A 24,638-nucleotide genomic window follows, 5' to 3' on the forward strand; every position below is an offset into this window, starting at 1 on the left:
CGCCGCTGTGTTTATTGCTCGGAAGAATCGCTGGTGTCGTCGTCGAGAGCCTCGGGCTCGTCGGCGTTGCGCGCGATCGCAAGCAAGGTATCGCCCTCGCCCAGGTTCATCAATCGCACGCCCTTGGTCTGGCGGCCTGCCTTGCGAACCTGCTTGGCTCCCGTGCGGATGACACCGCCCCCGGAGGTGATCGCGTACAGCTCATCGTCGTCGTCGACGATGAGCGCACCGACCAGCGTGCCACGCCGGGTGTCGTACTGGATGGTCAACACACCCTTACCGCCGCGACCCTGTGCCGTGTACTCCTCGATAGCGGTGCGCTTGGCGTACCCGCCGGACGTCGCGACCAGCAGGTATGTTCCCTCACGCACGACGTTGAGGGAAAGCAGCTCATCCTCGGCGTTGAACCGCATACCCTGCACACCGGAGGTGGCCCGGCCCATCGGACGCAGTGCCTCGTCGGTCGCCGCGAAGCGGATCGACTGCCCCTGCGCCGATACCAGCAGCAGGTCGTCGTCCGCCGAGCACAGCACGGCACCGACCAGTTCGTCGTTGTCGCGCAGGTTCACCGCGACGATGCCTCCGCTGCGGTTGGAGTCGAAATCCGACAGCCGCGACTTCTTCACGAGGCCATTCTTGGTGGCGAGCACCAGATACGGGGCGTCTTCGTAGGATTTGATCCGAATGATCTGGGCGATCTTCTCGTCCGGCTGGAACGCCAGCAGGTTCGCCACGTGCTGACCACGGGCGGTCCGGTTGGCTTCGGGCAGTTCGTAGGCCTTGGCCCGGTACACCCGGCCCTTGTTGGTGAAGAACAGCAGCCAATCGTGGGTCGAGGTGATGAAGAAGTGCTTGACCAGGTCGTCCTGCTTGAGACCCGCGCCCTGCACACCCTTGCCGCCGCGCTTCTGGCTGCGGTACAGGTCGGTCTTGGTGCGCTTGGCGTATCCGGTCTCGGTGATGGTGACGACCACGTCCTCGCGGGCGATCAGATCCTCGTCGGCCACGTCGCCGTCGGCGGCGATGATCTTGGTGCGCCGTTCGTCGCCGTACTTCTCCACGATCTCGGCCAGCTCGTCGCGCACGATCGCGCGCTGCCGCTCCGGCTTGTCCAGAATGTCCTTGAGGTCGGCGATCTCGGCCTCGATCTTGGCCAGTTCGTCGACGATCTTCTGCCGCTCCAGCGCCGAGAGCCTGCGCAGCTGCATATCGAGGATGGCGGTGGCCTGGATCTCGTCGATGTCGAGCAGCTGCATCAGGCCGGTGCGCGCGGTATCGGTATTGGCCGAACGCCGGATCAGCGCGATGACCTCGTCGAGCGCGTCGAGCGCCTTGACCAGGCCGCGCAGGATGTGAGCGCGTTCCTCGGCCTTGCGCAGCAGGTACCGGGTGCGCCGGACGATGACTTCCAACTGGTGCTCGACGTAGTACCGGATCATCTGATCCAGGCGCAGGGTGCGCGGCACACCGTCGACGATGGAGAGCATGTTGGCGCCGAAGCTGGTCTGCAGCTGGGTGTGCTTGTACAGATTGTTCAGCACGACCTTGGCGACGGCGTCGCGCTTGACCGTCACCACGATCCGCATACCCGCGCGGTCGGAGGACTCGTCGTGGATATCGGAGATGCCGGCGATCTTGCCGTCCTTCACCTGCTCGGCGATCGAGTTGATGAAGTTGTCGGTGTTGACCTGGTACGGCAGCTCGGTGATGACGATGGTGGTGCGGCCGCGGGTGTCTTCCTCGATCTCCACCACGCCGCGCATGCGGATGGAACCTCGGCCGGTGGTGTAGGCGTCGTGAATGCCCTGCCCGCCGACGATCAGGCCCGCGGTCGGGAAGTCAGGGCCCTTGACGCGCTCCATGCAGGCGGCGAGGGTGGCCTCTTCGTCGGCGTCGTAGTTCTCCAGCGCCCAGTAGATGGCGTCGGCGAGCTCGTTGAGGTTGTGCGGCGGGATGTTGGTCGCCATGCCGACCGCGATGCCGTTGCTGCCGTTCATCAGCAGGTTCGGCACCCGGCTCGGCAGTACCACCGGCTCCTGCGAGCGGCCGTCGTAGTTCGGCGTGAAATCGACGGTCTCGTGGTCGATCTCGCGCAGCAGCTCCATCGCCAGCGGCGTCAGGCGGCATTCGGTGTATCGCATGGCGGCCGCGCCGTCGTTGCCCCGGGAACCGAAGTTGCCCTGGCCGTCGACCAGCGGATACCGCAGCGACCAGGGCTGGGCCATGCGCACGAGGGTGTCGTAGATGGAGGCGTCGCCGTGCGGATGGTAATTACCCATGGTCTCGGCGACCGGGCGGGCGGACTTCACGTAACCGCGATCGGGCCGGTAACCGTTGTCGTACATCGCGTAGAGCACCCGCCGGTGCACCGGCTTGAGGCCGTCGCGCACATCGGGCAGCGCGCGGCCGACGATCACGCTCATCGCGTAATCGATATAGCTGCTCTGCATTTCGTTCTGGATGTCGACCGGCTCGATGCGGTCGCCTGCGCCGCCGTTCGGCGGCAGGGTGGTCTCAGTCATGAATGGCTCTCCGTTGGAAGGCTCGGGGGCTGCGGCGGTTCCAGGCAGCGGTCAGGGGGTCGATTCCCCTGACCCTGCCGAACCGGCTACACGTCGAGGAAGCGGACGTCCTTGGCATTGCGGGTGATGAAGCTGCGGCGCGCTTCGACGTCCTCGCCCATCAGCACCGAGAACAGTTCGTCGGCCGCGGCGGCGTCGTCGAGGGTGACCTGACGCAGCACCCGGACCGCCGGATCCATCGTGGTCTCCCACAGTTCCTTGGCGTTCATCTCGCCCAGACCCTTGTAGCGCTGGACGCCGTCGTCCTTGTTGATCTTCTTGCCCGCGGCCAGACCTGCCTCGAGCAGACCGTCGCGCTCGCGGTCGGAGTAGGCGAACTCCGGATCGGCGCGCTGCCACTTGAGCTTGTACAGCGGCGGCTGGGCCAGGTAGACGTGCCCGTGCTCGATCAGCGGACGCATGAACCGGAACAGCAGCGTCAGCAGCAGGGTGGAGATGTGCTGGCCGTCGACGTCGGCGTCGGCCATCAGCACGATCTTGTGATAGCGCAGCTTGGAGATGTCGAACTCGTCGTGGATACCGGTGCCGAAGGCGGTGATGATCGCCTGGACCTCGTTGTTCTTGAGGACCTTGTCGATGCGCGCCTTCTCGACATTGATGATCTTGCCGCGCAACGGCAGGATCGCCTGGTACATCGAGTCGCGCCCGGACTTGGCCGAGCCGCCGGCGGAATCACCCTCGACGATGTAGATCTCGGACTTGCTCGGATCCTTGGACCGGCAGTCGGCCAGCTTGCCCGGCAACCCACCCAGATCGGTGGCGCTCTTGCGACGGACCAGCTCACGAGCCTTACGCGCGGCGACCCGGGCCTGCGCCGAGGACACGGCCTTGTTCACGATGGTCTTGGCATCGGCCGGATTGGCCTCGAACCAGTGCGCCAGGTGCTCGTTGCAGGTGCGCTGCACGAACGACTTGACCTCGGTATTGCCGAGCTTGGTCTTGGTCTGGCCCTCGAACTGCGGTTCGCCGACCTTCACGCTGACGATCGCGGCCAAGCCCTCGCGGATATCGTCACCGGTGAGGTTGCCGTCCTTGTCCTTGAGGAGCTTCTTCTCCTTCGCGTACCGGTTGACCACGGTGGTCAGCGCGGCGCGGAAGCCCTCTTCGTGGGTGCCACCCTCGTGGGTGTTGATGGTGTTGGCGAAGGTGTGCACCGACTCCGAATAGCCCGAGTTCCACTGCATCGCGACCTCGAGCTCATGGCCGGTGCCCTTACCGGTGAACGCGACCACCGAGTTGTGGATGGGCTGCTTGGTGCGGTTGATGTGGCGCACGAAATCCTCGAGACCACCCGGGTAGTGGTAGGTGCGCGACTTGACCTTGTGCTCGGCCTGCGGCGCCTCGGCGTCGGCGTGCTTGGGCGCCTCCGCGGTCTCGCTGACCACCTCGTCGGTGACCTCGGCGTCGGAGACCCGCTCATCGGTGAGGGTGATGGTGAGGCCCTTGTTCAGGAATGCCATCTCCTGCAGGCGGCGGGCCACCGTCTCGAAGTTGAACGAGGTGGTCTCGAAGATGTTCGGGTCCGGCCAGAACCGGATGGTGGTGCCGGTGCGCTTGGTGGCCTCGCCCTGGATCAGCTTGCCGGGAGTGGCGTCCTTGTACTCCTGGGTCCAGTGGTAGCCGTCGTGATCGATCTCCGCCTCCAGCCGCGTGGACAGCGCGTTCACCACCGAGATGCCGACGCCGTGCAGACCACCGGATACGGCGTAGGAGTCGGAGTCGAACTTGCCGCCCGCGTGCAGCTGAGTCATGACCACCTCGATGGTGGGCACGCCCTGGGCATGCATTCCGGTGGGGATACCGCGGCCGTCGTCGATCACCTCGACGCCGCCGTCGGCGAGCAGCGTGACGTCGACGCGGGTGGCGTACCCGGCCATCGCCTCGTCGACGGAGTTGTCGACCACCTCCCAGATCAGGTGGTGCAGACCGCGCTCGCCGGTGGAGCCGATGTACATGCCTGGGCGTTTACGGACGGCTTCGAGCCCCTCGAGAACCGTGATGGAGGAGGCACCGTAGTCCTTGTTGCCCGCCTTACCCGAAGACGCCTTGGTCGAGCCCGATGCATTGGAGTCGTTGGCAGCCACTGGTCGGTAGCTCTCCTTACTTGCTGATCCCCGGCACAGCGTCGCCACAGCACACGGAGGGGCCGGATTCTGAGCTGGTCGAGATTCACGGTCCACCGCGCGGGCTGTGCGGAACGCGCCGAAGGTATCGCCGCTAGTTACGTCACCATCCTACTGGTACGCCCAAACTACAGTGCACCTACGACACCCCTGACGGCTACGAGAATGCGAGAAATCGGATCACGGTGGGTCCGATCCGCCGCCCGGCGGTTTCGATCCATCAGGGTTGGCGTGAGAGTTGTGTTGCGACTCGTCTCGTTCCGCGTGCGCCCGGATCGCTCCCGCCGGTCAGCTTTCGGTGCCGCGGGCCACGAATTCCGCGGTGAGCCGGGCCAGATCCGCCGGATGCGACAGCGGCGACCAATGCCTGGCCGGAATCTGGCGCATCGTCAGGTCCCGCACCCAATTATCCGCTTCGAGATGCACCACCGGGCGCACCGCGCGGTCGCCTGTCGCGACGATCACCTGGACCGGAACGTCGATCGGGCGCGGCCGCGGGTTGCCGAGCCTCGGCCGGATATTGGCGCGGTAGAGCTCGAGGCCGTTGATCATGTCGGCGCGCAGGGTGGGCGCAGGCCGCACCAGGGCGGGGTCGATGCCGTCGAAGAACGACAGGAATCGCGGCCAGCGACCGGACAAACCGCGCAATACCGGGTTGGGCAGTCCGGGGATCTGGAAAGCGACGGTATAAGCCGAGGCCACGCCCTGGGCGAGGGAATTGCGCAGCCGGGCGAGGGAGAAGGGCCCGCGCAGGTAGGCACCGAGGAAGTCGAGGTTGGGGCCGGAGACCGAGGTGAAGGAGGCGATCGCGCCGACCGCATCGGGCATCGAGGCCAGTTCCCAGCCGATCACCGAACCCCAGTCATGACCGAGCACGTGCACTCGCTCACCGGGCGCCACGGCCTCGGCGACCGCGCGCACGTCGGCGGCCAGCTCTTCGATCCGGTAGGCGGCCACCTCGGCCGGGACGGTACTGGCTCCCGCTCCGCGATTGTCGAAGGCGATCACCCGGAATCGGTCGGCGAGCAGGGTGGCGACACCGTTCCACAGGGTGTGCGTATCCGGCCAGCCGTGCACCAGGATGATCGCGGGCCCGTCGGTGTTTCCGCATTCGAAGACGGCGAGTTCGATATCGCCGCGCCGGACCGTGCGGGTCGGCAACGTGGGAAACGGCTCGGTAACGACGGTCATCGGTGACAACTTTCGACGAGTGGCGCGGGCCGGCGGCCCGGATCGCCGCGCTGTTCCACGTGAAACCGCAGTTCGCGGCGCCAGCACGACACGGGACCGGCAATTCGGATCAATGTAACACTGGGTACCACACAAAGGAACGGCTCAGCCGTAGGTATCGCGAGGTCCGCGGCCCTTGATATGGCGTTCCCCCTTGCGCCAGCTCGGTGCGGCCGGACCGGAAATCTTCACCGACGTCACCACGCCCTGCCCGACGGCGGCATTGATCTTGGCCAGGATCTGCGACTGCAACATGCGCAACTGAGTGGCCCACGCGGTGGATTCGGCCGCGATGCTCAGCACCCCGTTCTCCAGCTTGACCGGCGTCGCATGGCTCGCGATGTCCTCACCGACCACACCGGACCATCGGCCGAACACCATGCCCTCGGCCACCTTCGTCGACCAGCCTCGACTCTTGGCGATCGAACCGGCCAGCTTGGACAGCATCTGTGGATCACGGTCGTCCGGCCGAGGACCGGACCATCCACTGCGGCGGCGGGCACCGGTCCGCAGGCTCCGCCGCGGGGAAGAACGACCCTGGCCCACCGATTTGCCGCTGGCCTTGGCGGCAGCGCGGGCCTCTTCGAGGGCTCGGCGAGCCAGGTCGATCCCGCGCAATTCCGGTTCCGCGTCCGGGCTCCGGCCGCCCGGCGGTTCGGCTCGATCGGTCATCGCCGCTCCGTTCGATTCGTCGAGTTGTCCCCAGCTCTGGCGAGTTGTCCCCAGGCTCCGACACGCTGTGTGTACCAGGCCGTTCCGAGGCGGCCGGGTACCGCGACCTGCCGACTCCTACCGGCATACCAGCAGGTAGAAGGCCATTTCCGAGGCCAATGCGGCCGTTGCCCGGCGGTCGCTGTCGAGCTGCGGCCCATCGGCGAGCTCTCCGACGATACCGAGTTATCCACAGGCTGTTGACAACGTGGGATCGATGCCCGTGACCAGGCAGGCAGCGCTGGACGCACGAGAGAACTGTACGGCAGCGCCTCCCCGCGCACCGGGACGACGAGCGGTTCCGGACGCATCGATCAGCCTGCGGCCGAGGAGTCGACGCTGCGGACGATCCGGGAGGTGCGGCGCTCGGCATCGCCGGAAGTCTCCACCCGCAGCGTCGCTGCCGACAGCTCCGCCGGGACGTCCTCGGCCACCGCCGCGGTGATCAGCACCTGTTCGGCGCCGGCCGCCACCGCGGCGAGGGCGGTGCGCCTGCGCCTGTCGAGCTCGGCGAAGACGTCGTCGAGCAGCAGCACCGGGTCGGTACCGCCCGCGCGCAACAGCTCGAACGAGGCGAGCCGAAGGGCCAGCGCGTACGACCAGGACTCGCCGTGGCTGGCGAAACCTTTGGCCGGCGCGTCGCCGAGCATGAGCTCGAGATCGTCGCGATGCGGGCCCACCAGGCAGACCCCTCGCTCCAGTTCACGGGGGCGAGCCGCGGCGAGTTCGCGCAGCAGGATCGCCTCCAGTGCGGCGGCGTCGCCCGGCTCGGGTGCCCGCGCGGGATCGAGCAATTCCACCGGTAGTGCGGCGCTGCGGTAGCCGATGGCCGCGGGCCGCGATTCCGGGGCGATGGCGGCGTACGAGGCCGCCAGATGCGGCGACAGCTCATGGACCAGCCGTAATCGCTCGGCCAGCAGCACCGAGGCGTGCGCGGCCAGATGACCGTCCCACACGTCGAGGGTGCTCAGATCGGCACGGGAACGGGCTTGCCTGCCCGCGCTCTTCAACAGCGCCGACCGCTGCCGCAGCACCCGGTCGTAATCGGCCCGCACCGCCGCCAACCGCGGCAGTCTGGCTGTGCACAACTCGTCGAGGAACCGGCGCCGCTCCCCCGGATCGCCCCGCACCAGTGCCAGATCCTCCGGCGCGAACAACACCGTGTGCAGAATCCCGAGAATCTCACGCGGCCTGCGCACCGGCGACCGGTTGATCTGCGCGCGGTTGGCCGAACCCTGATTGAGTTCGACGTCGATGCGCAGCTCACGACCGGTGTTGACCACCGTCGCGCCGATCCTGGCCCGCTCGGTGCCAATCCGCAGCAATGGTGCCTCGGCGGCGACCCGATGGGAGCCGAGGGTGGACAGATAGCCGACGGCCTCGAGCAGATTGGTCTTGCCGTTGCCGTTGGCCCCCAGGAAAACCGTTCCGCCTGTGGATAACTCGATCTCCGCGTGCTCCCAGGACCGGAAGTCACGCACCGTCAGCGCTCGGATGAACATGCGCTCAGCTCGCCGAACGAGATGTCACAGTTGTATCCACAACTGTGGACAACTTTTCTTGTGCCACACCGGTTTCCGGTTCGGTGAGGATGTGCCGCACCGAAACGTCGTACCGCACTGCCGGTTTCGGATCCTGCTCGCACCCGACGGTCACACCCGGCCTCAGCCCGGGAGCCGGACCGGCATCAGCAGGTAGATGTAGGCGCTGTCCAGGGCCGCGAAGGAACCGGAATCCAACGGCTGCGGCTCTTCCTCGGAGGCAGGCAGCAGCACCGCGGGACGGCTCGGGGTGGTGAAGCCGAAGGTGACCCGATCCGAATGCAGCGCGGACAGCCCGTCGATGAGGTAACCGGGATTGAAGGCGATGGTCAGCGGCTCGCCGCGGAAATCGGCCTCCAGCCACTCCTCGGCGCGGCCCGCGTCGTCACCGCCGGCCGACAGCAACAGGCCCTCACCGGAGAACTCCAGCCGCACCTGGGCGCCGCGCTCGGCCACCAGGGCCACGCGCTTGATCGCATCGGTGAGAGTGGCGACCGGCAGCGTCGCGATGGAGGTGTGCTCCTTGGGGAGCAACTGACGGAACTTGGGGAATTCCGCGTCCAGCAGGCGGGTGGTGGTGCGCCGGCCCGCGTTGACGATGCCGAGCAGGCCGTCGGCCCCGGCACCGGTACCGAGCGACAGCTGCACCGGCGCGTCGGTGGCGCCGAGTGTCTTCGCCGACTCCGACAGGGTGCGGGCGGGGATGAGCACCGCGGTCTCGATATCGGGCCGTGCGGGCTGCCATTCGATGTGGCGCACCGCCAGCCGGAAGCGGTCGGTGGCGGCGAGGACCACATGCGGGCCCTCGATCTCGACGCGGATGCCGGTGAGCATCGGCAGCGTGTCGTCGCGGCCTGCGGCGACGGCCACCTGACCGACCGCCTCGGCGAAGACGTCGGCATTGAGTTCACCGCTCTGCTGCGGCACCTCGGGAAGCTGTGGATAGTCCTCGACCGGCATGGTGGGCAGGGAGAACTTGGCGCTGCCGCAGCTGATCAGCACGCGGGTGCCGTCGACGGAGACATCCACCGGCTTGTTGGACAGCGCCTTGGTGATATCGGCGAGCAGCCGCCCGGAGACGAGCACCTGGCCGGGACCTGCGACCTCGGCCGCGACCCGCATCTGCGCGGACACCTCGTAGTCGAAGCCGGAAACCGTGAGCCCGTCTTCGTCGGCTACCAGCAGCACACCACCGAGCACCGGCACCGGGGGCCGGGACGGAAGGCTGCGTGCCACCCAGGCGACCGATTCCGCGAAATCCTCACGGGCGACCCGAAACTTCATGCTCGAAAGCTCCATCGCCCGATCTGTCCTCTCCCGGTTCCGTGGTCTAGCAGTGATCGAACGGTGTCGTCCGACCCCTGACGGCTGGTCAGCGTTGGTTCTCGAAAGACGTGCTGTCGCGGCCGCCTTCGAAAGTGTGGCACAGACGACCGACAACCAAACGGTACCGCGTGCGACCCGGCACCCGGGTCCGACCCTCCGGTCCCGTCCCGCTCGCTCGCGGCTCCGGCTCGGCTATCGGTGATCCGGCTCGGTTCCTCCGCGATCCCGTTCGCGCGGTGCGCCCGTCTCTTCCTTGCCTGTTGTCCGGGACCCCATCGCCGAGCCGAGCCTGCCCGACCGACTTTCCACACAGCCTGTTTTCAAGAGAGATCTATTTGAAGAAGAACCGAAGTAGTAATAGGCCCTGTGGATTCTGGGGAAATCGCCCGTCTGCGCAGGTCACAGGGCGTGGTGGCATGGGGATGAGCGTGGAGTGTCTCGAGGATGAACGTGGGGCATCTGTGGAGGCACGGAATCTGTCCCACGTTCATCCACCGCTGATCCTCGAGTTGTTCCACCGGATTCACCCGGTTGTTCACACATGTGCACCACAGCGTGGACAACCGGTGGAATCCTTGAGGACTCCACACGGTTTCCTCGAGGATTCCACAGGCACAACTTCGGACATTGCCCGCTCAGCGCCTGTGCACGCACCACCCTGTGGACGCTGTGGACAACTGCCTGTGCGTAGATCCGCGACGCCCGTCCCGGCTGCCTGTGGGTAAAACGGTGCACAAACGGTGGATTCCTCGAGGACTCCACAGGAATTCCTCGAGGAATCCACAGCCCTCGGGCATGCGTCAACCCAGGTCAGGGACTTTCACAGGGTGTGTACGGCGATCAGCGCGAACGCTGTTTGATGCGGGCTGTGAGTTCTTGGACCTGGTCGTAGACCCGGCGCCGTTCGGTCATCTCCTTGCGGACCTTCTTCTCCGCGTACATGACCGTGGTGTGATCGCGGCCGAACGCCTGCCCGATCTTCGGCAACGACAGGTCGGTGAGCTCACGGCACAGATACATCGCGATCTGGCGCGCCTGCGCGAGCGGGCGGGCCTTACCGGGGCCGGTCAGCTCCTCGAGCGTGGTGTTGAAGTACTCCGCGGTGACGGCCATGATCGTGGCCGCGGTGATCTCGAGCGCGGCGGTGTCGGGCATCAGATCCCGCAGCACCACCTCGGCCAGTGGCAGATCCAGCGGTTGACCGTTGAGCGAGGCGAAGGCCGTCACCCGGATCAGCGCGCCCTCGAGCTCACGGATATTGCGCTCGACCCGGCTGGCGATGAGTTCGAGCACGTCATGCGGCACATCGAGCCGGTCCATCCTGGCCTTCTTGCGCAGGATCGCGATCCGGGTCTCCAGCTCCGGCGGCTGCACATCGGTGATCAGGCCCCACTCGAACCGGGTCCGCAGCCGTTCTTCCAGCGTGGCGAGCTGCTTGGGCGGGCGATCCGAGGACACCACGATCTGCTTGTTGGCGTTGTGCAGGGTGTTGAAGGTGTGGAAGAACTCCTCCTGGATACCTTCCTTGCCCTCGATGAACTGGATGTCGTCGACCAACAGGATGTCGGTCTCGCGGTAGCGGCGCTTGAACGCCACCTTGCGGTCGTCGCGCAGGCTGTTGATGAAGTCGTTGGTGAATTCCTCGGTGGAGACGTACTTGACCCGCATCCCGGGGAACAGCCGCTGGGCGTAGTGCCCGGCCGCGTGCAGCAAATGGGTCTTGCCGAGGCCGGAGGCACCCCAGACGAACAGCGGGTTGTAGGCGCGCGCCGGCGCCTCGGCGATGGCGACCGCCGCGGCGTGCGCGAAACGGTTGGACGCGCCGATGACGAAGGTCTCGAAGGTGTACTTGGCGTTCAGGCTCGCCGAGGAGGACTGCGGTGCCTGCGACTCCTGCGATTTGGCGAAGTAGGTGGGCCAGGAATCGCGCACATTGACCACGGGTTCGTCGTCGTGATCGGGGCGCGTCCCGTCACCGGCGGGCTCGCGCACCGAATCGCGCAGCGGCTCCCGAGCGGGATCGGGTCCGGCCTCGCGGATCGTCTCACGCGCGGCGGCGGGCGCGGGTTCCTCGGTGGGGCCGGGGTCGCGGGCCTGGATCGGGGCCCGGGGCGCGGGCTCGGGCGTGAACAGGGACTCTTGTCCCGGCGGCACCGACTCGCGGCGCGGTGTGGCCGGCTCGCGGCGCGGCGCCGGAGCATTGTCGGCGCGGCCCTCGGCCTCGCGTTCGGCCTCGGATGCCGGGTAGTCGCCGCGCGGGTTGTACTCGCCCTCGCGATAGTCGGGCGCGGGACGGTAATCCTGCTCGGACCGGCGTTCGCTGGACTCGGCGAATTCCGGTCCGCGGGCGAACTCGGGCCTGCCGTAGCTGTCGCGACCATCGCGCTGGTCGAAGTTGTCACGCTGCTCGTAGCTATCGTCGGCGCCGTAGCCGCCGCCCTCGGCGAATCCGTCGGCACGGGCGTAGCTATCGGAGCGGTCGAAATCCTGACCCTGTGGATAATCCTGGCCCGGCGGGTAGTTGCGTCCGCCCGCGTAGTCGGCGCTCGGATAGTCGGGGGCGTACTCGTTGCCCGCGGCGTAGCGCGGCGGACTGAACTCGCCGCGGCCCGCGGACTCCGCGCCCGGGTACTCGGGCCTGCGGACCGGCTCACGCGGGCGTTCCGGCCTGCTGGTCATCCTGGCGTGCCGGGGCGGGGCGCTCGGACGTTCGGCTCCCGGTGTGGTCGGCGCGGCGATACGCACTCCGAGACCCTCCACCTGCGGACCGAGCCTGCGGGCGAGCGAACGCAGGATCGGCTCGCGCAGATCACGCTCGATCGCCTCCTGGGCGAGCGACGACGGCACCGAGAGCAGCGCGAATCCCTGCGCGACGGTCAGCGGCTTGACGAGCTTCAACCACGCCTGCTGTGCGCGCGAGACCGACGGGATGGCACCATCGGGAGAGCCGGTGGTGAGTTCGGCCACCACCTCCGGCCAGACGGTGGCCAACACGTTCTGCTCGTCGTCCATGCAGTGTCCTCCCCGGAAATTGGTCGATGGGAGCAGACGGCCGGGGTACGCAAGACGTCTACCGTGGTGGTTCGATCCGATCCCGCGCAGATCCGTGACCGGTTCGCCACGCATCCCGCGTTCGCGGGTTCCGGATGGCGGCGCGGCACCGTCGGCTTAACGAATATGCCACTCACGGGGTCTTTCCACACAATTATCCACAGATGTGGAGAACTCCTGGGGATTGGGGAGTACGGCCGCGTTGACCGGCCGCGACGCCCCGACCTGCGGTGCAGCCGGCAATCGTCCGGCTACACCCCCGGTGGTCACCGGGGCGGGCCGATCAGGGGTGTGGACGAGCTCACGCCCGCACACCCCTGATATGGGCGAGTTTGACCCGCTCGTAGCCGCTGAGTACCCTCGTACAGTCACCCCTCGGTGCGGTGGCTGTCCTGTGCTGACTGTTCGCCAGGATCGCCGCACGTCGAGGACGAACGAATCACCGAAAAGCTTCGGGCGCGACAGGCGCCCACCAACTCGAGGAGTGTTGACCGTGGCCAAGGGCAAGCGGACGTTCCAGCCGAACAACCGTCGTCGGGCGCGGGTTCACGGCTTCCGCCTCCGGATGCGGACCCGTGCGGGCCGCGCCATCGTTTCCGCGCGTCGCCGTAAGGGCCGCGCCAGCCTGACGGCCTGATCCACCTCCCGGATTCGGTGTCGGATGCCCGTTTCGCCGAACGCTGCGCTCCTCGTCCCTGATCGCTCACTCGCCCCCGGACTCTCGGGTGCTGCCTGAGCCGAATCGGCTGCATCGTCGTGCCGACTTCTCCAGGACGGTGCGTCGCGGCCAGCGAACCGGGAGGCGGGATCTGGTGGTGCACGCGTTCGTGCACGCCGTGGATCCTGCCGCCGAACCGGCCGAGGATGTGCTGATTCGCGTCGGCGGTCCGCGCTTCGGATTGATCGTCAGCAAGGCGGTGGGCAACGCGGTGATTCGTCACCGGGTGGCCCGCCGCCTGCGTCATATCTGCGCCGAGATGCGCACCGAGATTCCCGTCGAGGCCGACATCGTCATCCGCGCTCTGCCCGGCGCCGCCACCGCCGATTCGGCGGAGCTGCTGCGTCAGCTGCGCGGCGCGGCCCGCAAACTCGGCCTCGGCCCGGCCGTCCGCTCAGACGTCCACCCGGGTGCACCGGCATGAGATCGCCCGCGGTCCTGGTCCGGTTGCCGGCCAATATTCTGATCTTCCTGATCGAGCTCTACCGGACGTATGTGTCCCCCACCCGGATGCCGGTCTGCCGCTTCACCCCGACCTGTAGCGAGTACGCGGTCACCGCGTTGCGCACCCGAGGGCTGTTCATCGGCCTCGGACTGACGGTCGTGCGTCTGGCCAAATGCGCACCCTGGCACCCTGGTGGGTGGGACCCCGTTCCGGAGCGCAAACGCCGCGCCGAGCACGGGAACGAGGCAACCGCCGAATCGTCACGGGAATCGACCCCGCCGGCCGACTCGGAGCCGGAGGCCAAGGCTTGTACAGGACCACCGCCCGCGGTGGTCGGCGATACGAACGACGGGAGTGCATAGAGCCGTGCTCGACTTCATTTATTACCCGGTGTCCTGGATCCTTTGGTTCTGGCACCGGGTCTTCGGGTTCGCCTTCGGCGCGGACAACGGACTCACCTGGGCGCTGGCCGTGGTGTTCCTGGTGTTCACGCTGCGGTTGGTGCTCTACAAGCCATTCGTGAAGCAGGTGCGCACCACCAAGCAGATGCAGGAGCTGCAGCCCCAGATCAAGGAGTTGCAGAAGAAGTACAAGAACGACCGCCAGAAGATGGCGCTGGAGATGCAGAAGCTCCAGAAGGAGAACGGCTTCAACCCCCTCATGGGCTGCCTGCCGATCCTGGCTCAGGTGCCGGTGTTCCTCGGTCTGTTCCACGTGCTGCGCTCGTTCAACCGAACCGGCCACGGATTCGGTCAGCTCGGCATGGATCCGGTCACCAACGCGAACACGCCGAACTACGTGTTCAACGCGGCCGACGTCCAGTCGTTCCTGAGTGCCCGCATCTTCGGTGCCCCGATCTCCGCATTCATCACCACCCCGGCCAATGAGCTGCTGGCCTTCGAGGACTGGGGTGGGATTCCGAGCCGGGTCTCCATCGCTGCCGTCGCGATCCCGTTGATGGTGATCGCCTCGGTCGCCACCCACTTCAACGCCCGCGCTTCGGTCGCGCGTCAGACCCCGGAGGCGGCGGCCAACCCGCAGGCCGCGCTGATGAACAAGCTGGCGCTGTGGGTGTTCCCGCTCGGCGTGCTCGTCGGTGGTCCGTTCCTGCCGATCGCCATCCTGCTGTACTGGGTCTCCAACAACATCTGGACCTACGGGCAGCAGCACCTGGTCTTCGGGCGCATGGCCAAGGAAGAAGAAGCCAAGAAGCAGGCCAAGCTCGAGCAGCGCGCGCAGAATGCCCCGAAGCCCGGCGCCAAGCCGGTCGATACCCGGAAGAAGCAGCCGGCCGCGACGACGACCGACGACGACACCGCCACCACCAACGGGGCGGTGCCGGCGGCAAAGGCGTCGAGCAAGCCGGCCCCCGGGCAGAAACGTCCGGGCGGGCAGAAGAAGTCGGGCAACCGCGGCCGGGCCAACCAGAAACGCCGCCGCTGAGTCCGCTCAGCCGAGCCCATTCGATCCGTGGGAGACCACGATCGCCGAGCAACCCCTTGATTGCGGCGCATCCGGGCACCGGTGGCCGCGACGAGCAGATGAAGGAAATCAGATGACAGTTGAGAGCGACGGAGGGGACGCCACTGTGGCAACGACGATGGTTGATGCCGACACCGATGCGGCCGACGTGACCGATGCCGAGGAAGCGCTGATCGAAGAGGGTGAGATCGCGGGCGACTACCTGGAGCAGTTGCTCGATGTGCTCGACTTCGACGGCGACATCGATCTGGACGTCGAGGGCGACCGTGCGGTCGTGAGTATCGACGGCGGCCGCGACCTGTCGAAGCTCGTCGGCCGCAACGGTGAGGTGCTCGACGCGTTGCAGGAGCTGACCCGCCTCGCCGTGCAGCAGGCGACCGGCGTGCGTAGCCGGCTCATGCTGGATGTCGCGGGTTGGCGGGCCAAGCGTCGGGAGGAGCTGAGCGCGCTCGGTACCGCTGCTGCCAAGCGGGTACAGGAGACCGGCGCCCCCGAGTCGCTGGCTCCGATGACGCCGTTTGAGCGCAAGATCGTGCACGATGCCGTCGCCGCCATCGATGGTGTGGCGAGCGAGAGTGAAGGCGTGGAACCCAACCGGCACGTGGTTGTCGTTCCGGCTTGACGGATAGACCGGCACGCCCCGTGCGCTGACGGGGCGGGCAATGGTTGGATAGGGCCTCGGGTCTTCGGACCGGGGCCCTTCGTCATATCTGGCCGACGGTGCCCGGCACCGATTTTCGATGACGCTCGGAAGGATGTTTCACGTGGAACGAGATCTCGGCGGAGCGACCGAGTTGCCGGCCGAGCTGGAGCCGCCGGCGGTGGCCGCCACGGTCTTCGGTGACCGTCTCGAACTCGCCCGCCGCTACTGTGCCGCCCTGGCGACCGCCGGCGTCGAGCGCGGCTTGATCGGTCCGCGTGAAGTTCCCCGGCTCTGGGACCGCCACATTCTGAATTGCGCTGTGATCGGAGAGCTGATCGCTGAGGGCGCGTCGGTCGTCGATATCGGTAGCGGCGCCGGGCTGCCGGGCATTCCGCTGGCGATCGCCCGACCTGATCTGCGCATCACCTTGGTGGAACCGCTGTTGCGCCGCACGATCTTTCTGAGTGAGTTCATCGAGGAGGCGGACCTGGAGGTGGCCGTCGTCCGCGGCCGCGCAGAACAGTCGGGTGTGATTCACGAGGCCGGCGGCGCGGACGTGGTCACCTCGCGTGCGGTGGCCCCGCTGGCGAAACTGGCGCAATGGTCTCTCCCCCTCGTGCACGAGCACGGGCGCATGCTCGCGCTCAAAGGTGTCAGCGCGGCCGAGGAACTGGCCCGCGATGCCGACGCGCTCGCTCGGGCCGGCGCGGGTAAGGCTGAGGTGCTGGAGTGCGGCGTGGGCATTGTCGAAACGCCGACACTCGTCATCAGCGCCGAGCGCCTCCCCCGTTCCGAGCGACCGGCGAAGTCGCGTCCGGAGAAGTCTGCGCGTCGGGCGGCGCGGGCCGCCCGGAAGGCCAACTGACCGTTTCCGGACGTCGATGTTTCACGGGAAACATGGTCCCGCGCACGCGAATGGTCACGGATCCGCGTGTCGTGCGCGCGTCACCGCGATTCAGCTTTCTTATCCTGCTCGGTGCTGGCAAGCTAATGGGCGTCGGGCGTGAGCGTTGGTGCCACGGAGGGATGTGGATGTCACAGCGGCAGAAGCTCCGCTCGGTCGATCGGGCGCCGCGGTCCCGGTTGAGCATCAAGTTCGATCCGACACGGCTTGTTTGAAGACACGGCGCCGACGTTTTCTCGGGGCACGTGATCTGGAGTTCTCGCGTTAGGAGCTGTCTATGTCGAGCGGTTCAGCGAATGTTTCACGGGAAACATCGCGAGTTCCGGGCATGCTGGATTCCAGCAATGCCGGTCCGGAAACTTTCGGAAGCACACCGTTCGGGCACATCTCCCCCAGTGAGACCCCGATCGCGGCGGAGGCGCACCGCGCGAGTCAGATACTGCATCCAGGAAAGGTGACAGTGCCGAAACCGCATGAGCAACGGATCATCACGATCGCTAACCAGAAGGGCGGCGTCGGCAAGACGACCACCGCGGTCAATCTGGCGGCCGCCCTGGCGCATCAGGGGATGAAGGTGCTCGTGATCGATCTCGACCCGCAGGGCAATGCCAGCACTGCGCTCGGGGTCGAACACCACTCGGGTGTGCCGTCGAGCTACGAACTGCTCATCGGCGAGATCTCGGTCAAAGACGCGATTCAGCAGAGCCCGCACAGTGAACGGCTGCTCTGCATTCCGGCCACCATCGACCTCGCCGGCGCCGAGATCGAATTGGTGTCCATGGTTGCGCGCGAGGGCAGGCTGAAGGCCGCCATCCAGGAAGCCAATATCTCCGGCTACGACATCGACTACGTGATGATCGACTGCCCGCCGTCGCTGGGTCTGCTGACGGTCAACGCGATGGTCGCGGCCAAGGAAGTGTTGATCCCCATCCAGTGCGAGTACTACGCACTCGAGGGTGTCGGTCAGCTGATCCGCAATATCGGGCTCGTCCAGTCGCACCTCAATCCCGAACTGCACGTCTCCACCGTGATCCTCACGATGTACGACGGTCGCACCAAACTCGCCGACCAGGTGGCCGAGGAGGTTCGCGGCCACTTCGGCGATGTGGTGCTGCGGTCGGTCATCCCGCGCAGCGTGAAGGTCTCGGAGGCGCCCGGCTACGGCATGACGGTGCTGGATTACGATCCCGGTTCGCGAGGGGCGATGAGCTACCTTGATGCCGGTCGGGAAATGGCGGCACGCGCGGCGGCGAAACGCGCGGCGGTCACCGAAGGTGCCCAGTGACGCAGGCCGAGCGGACCTGTGGCGGTGGAACGAGAAAGGGGTAGGCCCGATGAGTCAGGCTAAGAAGGGTGGTCTGGGACGCGGTCTCGCCGCGTTGATCCCGACCGGACCGGCGTCGACCGGTCTCGGCGATGCGGCCGCGAGTGTGGTCATCGGGGTCGATCCCGGCCCGCTCCAGCCCGCCACCGCCTACCTGCATCGGGTGCCCGACTCCCCCGCGACCGCCTCGGAACTCGACTCCCCCGGTGACGCCGTCTATCGGGAGATCCCGCCGGACGCCATCGAGCCGAACCCGAAGCAGCCGCGTCAGGTCTTCCAGGAAGACGCGCTGGCCGAGCTCGTGCATTCGATTCGCGAGTTCGGGCTCATGCAGCCGATCGTGGTGCGCCGCCTGGAATCCGACCCCGAGCGCTATCAGCTCGTCATGGGTGAGCGCCGCTGGCGCGCCTGCCAGGAAGCCGGCCTGACCGCCATTCCGGCCATTGTCCGCGAGACCGATGACGGCTCGATGCTGCGTGACGCACTGCTGGAGAACATCCATCGCGTGCAGCTCAATCCCCTCGAAGAGGCGGCCGCCTATCAGCAGCTGCTCGAGGAGTTCGACGTCACGCACGAGGAACTTGCCGACCGCATCGGCCGCTCCCGTTCCGCGGTGACGAATATGATCCGGCTGCTCAAGCTGCCGGTGCCGGTGCAGCGGCGGGTGGCCGCCGGTGTGTTGTCCGCGGGTCACGCTCGGGCGTTGCTCGGTTTGGAAGGCGGCGCCGACGCGCAAGAGGTGCTCGCGGCCCGAATCGTCGCCGAGGGCATGTCGGTGCGTGCGACCGAGGAAGCGGTAACGCTGGCGAACCGGGAACCGGAGAACGCCGCGCCCCCCGCCCCGCGCCGCAAGCCGATGCACGCGCCGGGTTTACAGGATGTGGCCGAGCGGCTCTCGGAGTCGTTCGACACCCGGGTGACGGTGAGTCTGGGCAAGCGCAAGGGGAAGATCGTCGTCGAGTTCGGCTCGGTCGACGATCTCGAGCGCATCGTCGGCCTGATGCAGCAGAACAACATCGCAACATAAGAAAAATAGAGCCTGTGCACCCGTAACCCTCGACCTGGCACCGAAACGTCACTGTGACGGTGCCCGAAAATCGCACAGAGCCCCGGACCGAGCAGCACAGTGACGTGGAATGAGGCGGGTTCGCTTGATCGCATATTCTTGCTGGCGAGAAGACAGTGATGCGGCGTGAGCGTGGATGAATCGGACAGCTGGAGGCTGAGCAGAGCGGTGTCGACCAGCGTCACAGCACTAACCCTGGACGGGCTGGACCAACTGCCCGCGCATGCTCGGCGCTGTGTGTTCTGGGAGATCGATCCGGCCGTGGCCGCTGACTCCCAGGAATTCAGTGATCCGGTCTTCGAGAAGGAAGCCTGGCTGTCGACGGTCATGCTGGAATGGGGCTCGTGCGGCCAGATCGCCACCGTCGACGGGAACGCCGCCGGTTGCGCGCTCTACGCTCCACCGAGCGCCGTACCGCGCGCGGCCCTGTTCCCCACCTCCCCCGTGAGCCCGGATGCCATCCTGCTGACGACGCTGCGGGCCGAGCCGCCGCATCAGGACTCCGATATCGGCTACCGCCTGATTCAGGCCGTGGTGACCGATCTGATGCGCCGTGGTGTCCGTGCGCTCGAGGTCTTCGGTATCAGGGGTGATCCGCCCAGCACCGCGCTCTCGGATCGGACCATGGGGTCGATGACCCTGATGGAACGCATCGCGACCCCGGTGCGCGATCGGCTGCGCCCCTCCGGCCGCGCCACCGCGCGCTGCGCACCGGAAACCTGCATGATCGACGCCGACTTCCTGGAGGAGGCCGGCTTCGAGGTCGTCGCCCCGCATCACCGGTTTCCCCGGTTGCGGCTGGAACTCGACTCCGATCACGGCTGGAAGGAAGACGTGGAGCGGGCGCTGGATCAGCTGCTCGCGGCCGCGTCGATGACGGTGCCGACGCGCATCCTCAGCCTCTGACACGAGCCGTAGCGCCATAACGAATCTGCCCCGCCGGCAACAGGTCCGGCGGGGCAGATTCGTAGCTGGGCAGACTATCCGCGGTCGGCCGCGGCGAGCTCTTCGGCGAGTAGTTCGGCGAAGGTGTAGGTACCGGTCGGCTGGTCGTCCTGGCCGAGCAGGTAGAGCCGCTTCACCGACACCAGGATGGCCTCGGCGATGACGTCGCGCATGCGCGGATTGGTGAGCACCGAGGCGTCGTATTCGTTTGTCAGGTACCCGATATCGACCTGAACCGTCGGCATTTTGGTGAGCCGCAGCAGATCCCAGGTGCGCTGATGGGTACGGCAGTCCTGCAGCGAGGTCCGCGCCACCACCTCACGCTGGATGAAGCCGGCCAGCACCTGCCCGATCATCGAGACCGAGCCGTGCGAATTGCCGAAATAGAATCCCGCGACACCGTTGGCCGAGGAGCTCGGGTTGTTCGCGCAACGCAGCGAGATCATCAGGTCGGCGTCGAAGGCGTTGGAGGTCTCGGCCCGTTCCGCGTCGGAGGGGTTGGCGCCCCACGGACGCGACAGGAAGGTCTCCATGCCGGTGGCGGCCATCCGGCCCTCCAGCCGGCTGGCCAGATCCCAGAGGATCTCCGACTCGTAGACGTCGCCGAATTCGGTCGGCACGGCCTGGCCCTTGTCCGGTCCGCCGAGGCCCGGATCGATGACGATCCGCTTGCCCGTCAGCTGCGGGCCCGCGCGGTGCACCACTTCCTCTTCGGCGATGCGATGCGGATTACCACCGGTGACCCTTGCGCCGAGCAGATCCAGCGAACGCAGCGTGTCCGGGCCGCAGATGCCGTCGGCCGACAGGCCGATCTCGCGCTGGAACGCGGTCAGGCCGTCATGGGTGTGCGGGCCGAAGTAGCCGTCCACCCGGTGCACGTAGAAGCCGAGGTCTTGCAGCCTGCGCTGCAGCGTCGCCACATCGTCGCCGTAGAGCGGCGCCGACAGCTGGTAGATCAGCGTGCGCGCGCCGAGCCGGTAGGAGGCCTCTTTCAGCGCCCGGTACGTCGCCGGACCGACCACCCCGTCCACCAGCAGTCCGCGATGCTGCTGGAAGGCGCGCACCGCGGAGTCGAGCTGGTGATCGAAGGTGGCGTCGGTGTCTTTCCAGTACTCGGGCGCACCATCGCCATCGGCGTTGTGCTCGTGCAGGAAGCCCAGACTTGCCAGGGTGCTCCGAACCTCTGCGACGGCTGGACCGGTATCGCCGTGACGAAGTCGGTGCATGCGTGAGAGCCCTTTCCCTTCCGTCAGCCCGGGTACCCACTCATGCGATGGGTTACACCCTCGCACAACCGGAGCATCGGTCGATTGTCTCAGACCCGGACCGGATTTCGGCAATTCCGGGTCTGGGCATACTACGGCGCGTCGCCGGTGTGCGTTGCCTTACGGCGGAGTTCGCCGCGATCTCAGATGACGCCGTCGAGTTCGCGCAGCAGGGCGGCTTTGCCCTTGGCCCCGACGATCTGCTTGACCGGCTTGCCACCGGCGAACAGCATCATAGTGGGCAGCGACAGGATCTGATAATCCTTGGCGGTGACCGGGTTGGCGTCCACGTCCAGCTTGGCGACGGTCAGTTTATCGGCATGGGTGCCCGCGATCTCCTCCAGCACCGGCGCGACCATTTTGCACGGGCCGCACCAGTCCGCCCAGAAGTCGACCAGAACCGGCTTCTCGCTGAGCAGGACGTCATCGGCGAAGGTGGCGTCGGTGACGGTGATGGTGGATTCGGACATGGGTGTTCTCCTCTAGCAGGTGAAATGCGCGGTGCGCCGGATCAGTTGGCGGAGACCGCGACCGGGCGTCCGGCGTGGTCGAGAGTGTTGGCGGTGATATCGCCCTGTTCGGCGAGCCAGCGTTCGGCGTCGATCGCGGCGCGGCAGCCGGTGCCCGCGGCGGTGATCGCCTGCCGGTAGGTGTGGTCGACCAGGTCGCCCGCGGCGAAGACGCCGGGCACCGCGGTGGCGGTGGACGGATCGGCCACTTTCACATAGCCCTCGTCGTCGAGTTCGACCTGGCCACGCACCAGTTCGCTGCGCGGGTCGTGACCGATCGCGACGAACATGCCGGTGGCGGCGAGCTCGGAGGTTTCGCCGGTGCGGGTGTCGCGCAGGGTGAGGCTGGTCACGCTGGTGTCGCCGTTGACCTTCACGACCTCGGCATTGGTGACGAAGCGAATCTTCTCGTTGGCCTTGGCGCGCTCGAGCATGATGCGCGAGGCCCGGAACTCATCGCGCCGATGTACGACGGTGACGCTGGAGGCGAACTTGGTGAGGAAGGTCGCTTCTTCCATGGCCGAATCGCCGCCGCCGACCACGACGATGTCCTGGCCCTTGAAGAAGAAGCCGTCGCAGGTGGCGCACGCGCTCACGCCGCGGCCGAGCAGTTCCTGCTCACCGGGGACGCCGAGGTAGCGGGCGGCCGAGCCCATCGCGAGGATGACGGCGTAGGCCTCGAAGGTCTCATCGCCGACGGTGACCTTCTTCACAGGTCCGCTCAGGTCGATGGCGTCGACGTCTTCGGTGCGGATGTCGGCGCCGAAACGCTTGGCCTGATCGCGCATCTGCTCCATCAGATCCGGGCCCATGATGCCGTCGCGGAACCCGGGGAAGTTCTCGACCTCGGTGGTGGTCATCAGAGCGCCGCCGAATTGCGTTCCCTCGAACAGCAGCGGCTGTAGTTCCGCGCGGGCCGCGTAGACGGCGGCGGTGTAGCCGGCGGGGCCGGAGCCGACGATGATCAGGTCGCGAACTGGCGTGCTCATGGGGCCCTTCCGAAAGACATCAAGGGGACGTGTCGGTCAACAACAGGGTAAACGCACTTGTTCCCCGGGTGAGCGGGCTATCCGATGTCGGTGACGGTGAACACTCTCGGCTCGTTCGCGGTGCAGCCGGGCTCGACGACGAGGGCGGTGATCCGGCCCGGCGTGGTGCCCGCGAGCAGGATCAGCACCGCGTCCGTGCCGCGGTAGGTGATATCGGAGGAGCCGAGGACCTTGCGGTCGTATCCGGCGGCCGCGACGCATCCGGCGAGTTCGGTCGAGTCGGCGAGCGGGCCGCGTACGTCGTGCCGGCCGAGCGCGCCGAGTGCGACGGTGGAATCGAGATCCTCGCCCGGTGCCACGTCGGCGGTGGTCGGTGCCGCGGTGGGGCTCACCGTGCTGTCCTGGCGCACGGCGGTGATCGCGATCGCCGCACAGGCGAGCACCGCGACGGCTGCCGCGGCTGCGGTGAGCACGCGCATCCGCCGTCGGCGGCGCTCATGCAGCGAGACCACCGAAGTCGTTGGTGCGCCGGTAGATTCGTATTCGTCGCGCGGGGCGGCGGCCGGCGGTTCGGATATCCGTGCGGTCGGTTCCTGGTCCGTTTCGGCCTGGCCCAGTTCCTCGGCCCACTGCCGCAAGCGTGCGGACACGTCGTCGGGCATCGGATGGATGATGTGGTCGTCGCGGCCGAGGGCGCGCAGCTGGGCGCTCACCTCGTCGAGTGACCGTAGATAACGCTGGGCCTCCGGATCGCCGTGGACCGCGGGCCACAACTGTTCGCTCAGTTCGCGCGAGAGGTTGTCGGCGTGCAGGTCGGCGAGCAGCTCCGCCGAATACGGAGGCTGCGGAACGGATCGGGTCGCCATCGCACCTCCAAGTGTTCTTACATTTGACCTTGCACGCAGCCGGGCGAATGCCAGGCGGCGGTTACATCGTCTCGTGGTTCGTCACTATTACTGACGCAGCAGGGTCACATCCGGTTCCCTGGATCCCGCAGAAATTCCAGGCGTTCGCCGAGCCGTTGTCTGGCCCGGGCGCAGCGGCTCTTGATCGTGCCTTCCGGAACGCCGAGCAGCGCCGCCGCATCCGCCACGCTATACCCCTCCAGATCGACGGCCACGATCGCGGTGCGCTGGTCCGGCGGCAGCGAGAACAGGGCACGGTCGACCACCATCGACATTTCCAGCCGCGCGATATCGTCGCGTTCCTCGATGGGCTCGGGCATGTTCTCCGGCGTCAGCGAGAACGCGCGCCTGGTCTTGTTGCGCCGGATCCGGTCCAGGCAGGCGTTGACGACGATGGCATGCAACCAGCTGCGCACCTCGGATTCGGCCCGGAACGAGCCTGCGGTGCGGTGCGCCGACAGCAGCGCGTCCTGCAGCGAGTCGGCGGCGTCCTCGCGGGTGTAGGAGGTGCGCAGCGCGGTCTGCCAGAGGTGGTCGTTATGCCTGCGCAGCAGTTCGGCGAAGGCGTGCGGCGCGCCGCCGGCGTGCGCGCGGAGCAGTTCGGCGTCGGTGGCTTCGCCCAGAACGAGCGAGCCGGTCCGCGCGAAGGCTCGTGGCCTCCCCCTGCGGAAGCCCGCGTTCGATTCCGACGACAATGCCAACCCCTTGGACGCGCTCATCAGAGTGACCGGCCGGCCTGGCCGGGCACCGAAGAAATCGCAGCATGCAGGGATCGAAACGCCTGATCCCGAGAGGCTCCCCTGCTGAGAGCGCGAGCAGAATCATAACGTGGGTAACGATTCGGTAGCAACCGAACCGTGATCTGCCCCGCACCGCGAC

At 67.0% G+C, this 24,638-nt stretch carries 21 protein-coding genes; 9 read left to right on the forward strand and 12 right to left on the reverse strand.

What is annotated here, in order from left to right:
• Window positions 1–11: 11 nt before the first annotated feature.
• The 7 genes from gyrA to dnaA form a co-directional block, all read right to left on the reverse strand.
• Window positions 12–2,522 (reverse strand): DNA gyrase subunit A, encoded by a 2,511-nt coding sequence (gene gyrA / locus AC4HOU_RS07785; RefSeq protein ID WP_163813340.1) that lies wholly within the window; start codon window positions 2,520–2,522, stop codon window positions 12–14.
• Window positions 2,523–2,608: 86 nt separating this feature from the next.
• Entirely contained in the window at window positions 2,609–4,666 is a 2,058-nt protein-coding gene (gene gyrB, locus AC4HOU_RS07790; RefSeq protein WP_163813341.1) for a DNA topoisomerase (ATP-hydrolyzing) subunit B, read from the reverse strand.
• Between the two features lie 327 nt (window positions 4,667–4,993).
• Window positions 4,994–5,896 carry an alpha/beta fold hydrolase gene (locus AC4HOU_RS07795; RefSeq protein WP_490724312.1) on the reverse strand — a complete coding sequence of 301 codons (903 nt, stop codon included), beginning with the start codon at window positions 5,894–5,896 and terminating at the stop codon, window positions 4,994–4,996.
• Window positions 5,897–6,040: 144 nt separating this feature from the next.
• Window positions 6,041–6,607, reverse strand: a complete 567-nt coding sequence (locus AC4HOU_RS07800) for a DUF721 family protein (RefSeq protein ID WP_163813342.1) — start codon at window positions 6,605–6,607, stop codon at window positions 6,041–6,043.
• Window positions 6,608–6,960: 353 nt separating this feature from the next.
• Window positions 6,961–8,148 carry a DNA replication/repair protein RecF gene (recF, locus tag AC4HOU_RS07805; protein ID WP_490724313.1) on the reverse strand — a complete coding sequence of 396 codons (1,188 nt, stop codon included), beginning with the start codon at window positions 8,146–8,148 and terminating at the stop codon, window positions 6,961–6,963.
• A gap of 162 nt (window positions 8,149–8,310) precedes the next feature.
• A complete protein-coding gene (dnaN, locus tag AC4HOU_RS07810) occupies window positions 8,311–9,486 on the reverse strand; it encodes a DNA polymerase III subunit beta (protein WP_163813344.1) in 1,176 nt (391 codons plus the stop codon).
• Window positions 9,487–10,353: 867 nt separating this feature from the next.
• Window positions 10,354–12,525, reverse strand: coding sequence for a chromosomal replication initiator protein DnaA (gene dnaA / locus AC4HOU_RS07815; RefSeq protein WP_194989998.1), 2,172 nt, complete (start codon window positions 12,523–12,525; stop codon window positions 10,354–10,356).
• Between the two features lie 532 nt (window positions 12,526–13,057).
• Between dnaA and rpmH the strand changes: the two genes are divergently transcribed.
• The 9 genes from rpmH (at window position 13,058) to AC4HOU_RS07860 (ending at window position 20,052) form a co-directional block, all read left to right on the forward strand.
• The gene (rpmH, locus tag AC4HOU_RS07820; RefSeq protein WP_006550910.1) at window positions 13,058–13,201 is read left to right on the forward strand and encodes a 50S ribosomal protein L34; all 144 of its coding nucleotides are present in this window, start codon (window positions 13,058–13,060) and stop codon (window positions 13,199–13,201) included.
• An 88-nt stretch (window positions 13,202–13,289) separates the two neighbouring features.
• On the forward strand, window positions 13,290–13,706 hold the full coding sequence (gene rnpA, locus AC4HOU_RS07825; protein ID WP_163813346.1) for a ribonuclease P protein component: 417 nt from the start codon (window positions 13,290–13,292) through the stop codon (window positions 13,704–13,706).
• The gene (gene yidD / locus AC4HOU_RS07830; protein ID WP_163813347.1) at window positions 13,703–14,089 is read left to right on the forward strand and encodes a membrane protein insertion efficiency factor YidD; all 387 of its coding nucleotides are present in this window, start codon (window positions 13,703–13,705) and stop codon (window positions 14,087–14,089) included. The genes rnpA and yidD overlap by 4 nt, the downstream gene beginning before the upstream one ends.
• Before the next feature lie 4 nt (window positions 14,090–14,093).
• Window positions 14,094–15,170, forward strand: coding sequence for a membrane protein insertase YidC (gene yidC / locus AC4HOU_RS07835; protein ID WP_490724314.1), 1,077 nt, complete (start codon window positions 14,094–14,096; stop codon window positions 15,168–15,170).
• A 157-nt stretch (window positions 15,171–15,327) separates the two neighbouring features.
• Window positions 15,328–15,831, forward strand: coding sequence for a Jag family protein (locus AC4HOU_RS07840; RefSeq protein ID WP_085996137.1), 504 nt, complete (start codon window positions 15,328–15,330; stop codon window positions 15,829–15,831).
• A 133-nt stretch (window positions 15,832–15,964) separates the two neighbouring features.
• Window positions 15,965–16,717, forward strand: a complete 753-nt coding sequence (rsmG, locus tag AC4HOU_RS07845; RefSeq protein ID WP_194990000.1) for a 16S rRNA (guanine(527)-N(7))-methyltransferase RsmG — start codon at window positions 15,965–15,967, stop codon at window positions 16,715–16,717.
• A 367-nt stretch (window positions 16,718–17,084) separates the two neighbouring features.
• Window positions 17,085–18,041, forward strand: coding sequence for a ParA family protein (locus AC4HOU_RS07850; protein ID WP_228806198.1), 957 nt, complete (start codon window positions 17,085–17,087; stop codon window positions 18,039–18,041).
• A 49-nt stretch (window positions 18,042–18,090) separates the two neighbouring features.
• Complete coding sequence (locus AC4HOU_RS07855) at window positions 18,091–19,107, forward strand: ParB/RepB/Spo0J family partition protein (protein ID WP_195006878.1); 1,017 nt, start codon at window positions 18,091–18,093, stop codon at window positions 19,105–19,107.
• 207 nt (window positions 19,108–19,314) lie between these two features.
• A complete protein-coding gene (locus tag AC4HOU_RS07860) occupies window positions 19,315–20,052 on the forward strand; it encodes a GNAT family N-acetyltransferase (RefSeq protein WP_163813444.1) in 738 nt (245 codons plus the stop codon).
• Window positions 20,053–20,126: 74 nt separating this feature from the next.
• On the opposite strand, the gene AC4HOU_RS07865 is transcribed toward AC4HOU_RS07860, so the two are convergent.
• The 5 genes from AC4HOU_RS07865 to sigM form a co-directional block, all read right to left on the reverse strand.
• Complete coding sequence (locus AC4HOU_RS07865; protein ID WP_195020347.1) at window positions 20,127–21,317, reverse strand: N-acetylmuramoyl-L-alanine amidase; 1,191 nt, start codon at window positions 21,315–21,317, stop codon at window positions 20,127–20,129.
• Window positions 21,318–21,499: 182 nt separating this feature from the next.
• Window positions 21,500–21,826 (reverse strand): thioredoxin, encoded by a 327-nt coding sequence (trxA, locus tag AC4HOU_RS07870; RefSeq protein WP_014353750.1) that lies wholly within the window; start codon window positions 21,824–21,826, stop codon window positions 21,500–21,502.
• 41 nt (window positions 21,827–21,867) lie between these two features.
• A complete protein-coding gene (trxB, locus tag AC4HOU_RS07875; RefSeq protein WP_163813353.1) occupies window positions 21,868–22,854 on the reverse strand; it encodes a thioredoxin-disulfide reductase in 987 nt (328 codons plus the stop codon).
• 77 nt (window positions 22,855–22,931) lie between these two features.
• A complete protein-coding gene (locus AC4HOU_RS07880; RefSeq protein ID WP_194989995.1) occupies window positions 22,932–23,720 on the reverse strand; it encodes an RsmA family anti-sigma factor in 789 nt (262 codons plus the stop codon).
• 104 nt (window positions 23,721–23,824) lie between these two features.
• A complete protein-coding gene (gene sigM / locus AC4HOU_RS07885; protein WP_228806193.1) occupies window positions 23,825–24,478 on the reverse strand; it encodes an RNA polymerase sigma factor SigM in 654 nt (217 codons plus the stop codon).
• Window positions 24,479–24,638: the final 160 nt, after the last annotated feature.

The organism is Nocardia sp. JCM 38205, from assembly GCF_058222935.1.

Coding starts and splice junctions, on each gene's coding strand:
- AC4HOU_RS07855 (WP_195006878.1), top strand. CDS start 18,091: ATGAGTCAGGCTAAGAAGGGTGGTCTGGGACGCGGTCTCGCCGCGTTG.
- sigM (WP_228806193.1), bottom strand. CDS start 24,478: ATGAGCGCGTCCAAGGGGTTGGCATTGTCGTCGGAATCGAACGCGGGC.
- AC4HOU_RS07800 (WP_163813342.1), bottom strand. CDS start 6,607: ATGACCGATCGAGCCGAACCGCCGGGCGGCCGGAGCCCGGACGCGGAA.
- AC4HOU_RS07850 (WP_228806198.1), top strand. CDS start 17,085: ATGCTGGATTCCAGCAATGCCGGTCCGGAAACTTTCGGAAGCACACCG.
- rsmG (WP_194990000.1), top strand. CDS start 15,965: ATGTTTCACGTGGAACGAGATCTCGGCGGAGCGACCGAGTTGCCGGCC.
- AC4HOU_RS07840 (WP_085996137.1), top strand. CDS start 15,328: ATGGTTGATGCCGACACCGATGCGGCCGACGTGACCGATGCCGAGGAA.
- trxB (WP_163813353.1), bottom strand. CDS start 22,854: ATGAGCACGCCAGTTCGCGACCTGATCATCGTCGGCTCCGGCCCCGCC.
- dnaA (WP_194989998.1), bottom strand. CDS start 12,525: ATGGACGACGAGCAGAACGTGTTGGCCACCGTCTGGCCGGAGGTGGTG.
- yidD (WP_163813347.1), top strand. CDS start 13,703: ATGAGATCGCCCGCGGTCCTGGTCCGGTTGCCGGCCAATATTCTGATC.
- recF (WP_490724313.1), bottom strand. CDS start 8,148: ATGTTCATCCGAGCGCTGACGGTGCGTGACTTCCGGTCCTGGGAGCAC.
- gyrA (WP_163813340.1), bottom strand. CDS start 2,522: ATGACTGAGACCACCCTGCCGCCGAACGGCGGCGCAGGCGACCGCATC.
- dnaN (WP_163813344.1), bottom strand. CDS start 9,486: ATGGAGCTTTCGAGCATGAAGTTTCGGGTCGCCCGTGAGGATTTCGCG.
- AC4HOU_RS07795 (WP_490724312.1), bottom strand. CDS start 5,896: ATGACCGTCGTTACCGAGCCGTTTCCCACGTTGCCGACCCGCACGGTC.
- AC4HOU_RS07880 (WP_194989995.1), bottom strand. CDS start 23,720: ATGGCGACCCGATCCGTTCCGCAGCCTCCGTATTCGGCGGAGCTGCTC.
- AC4HOU_RS07865 (WP_195020347.1), bottom strand. CDS start 21,317: ATGCACCGACTTCGTCACGGCGATACCGGTCCAGCCGTCGCAGAGGTT.
- trxA (WP_014353750.1), bottom strand. CDS start 21,826: ATGTCCGAATCCACCATCACCGTCACCGACGCCACCTTCGCCGATGAC.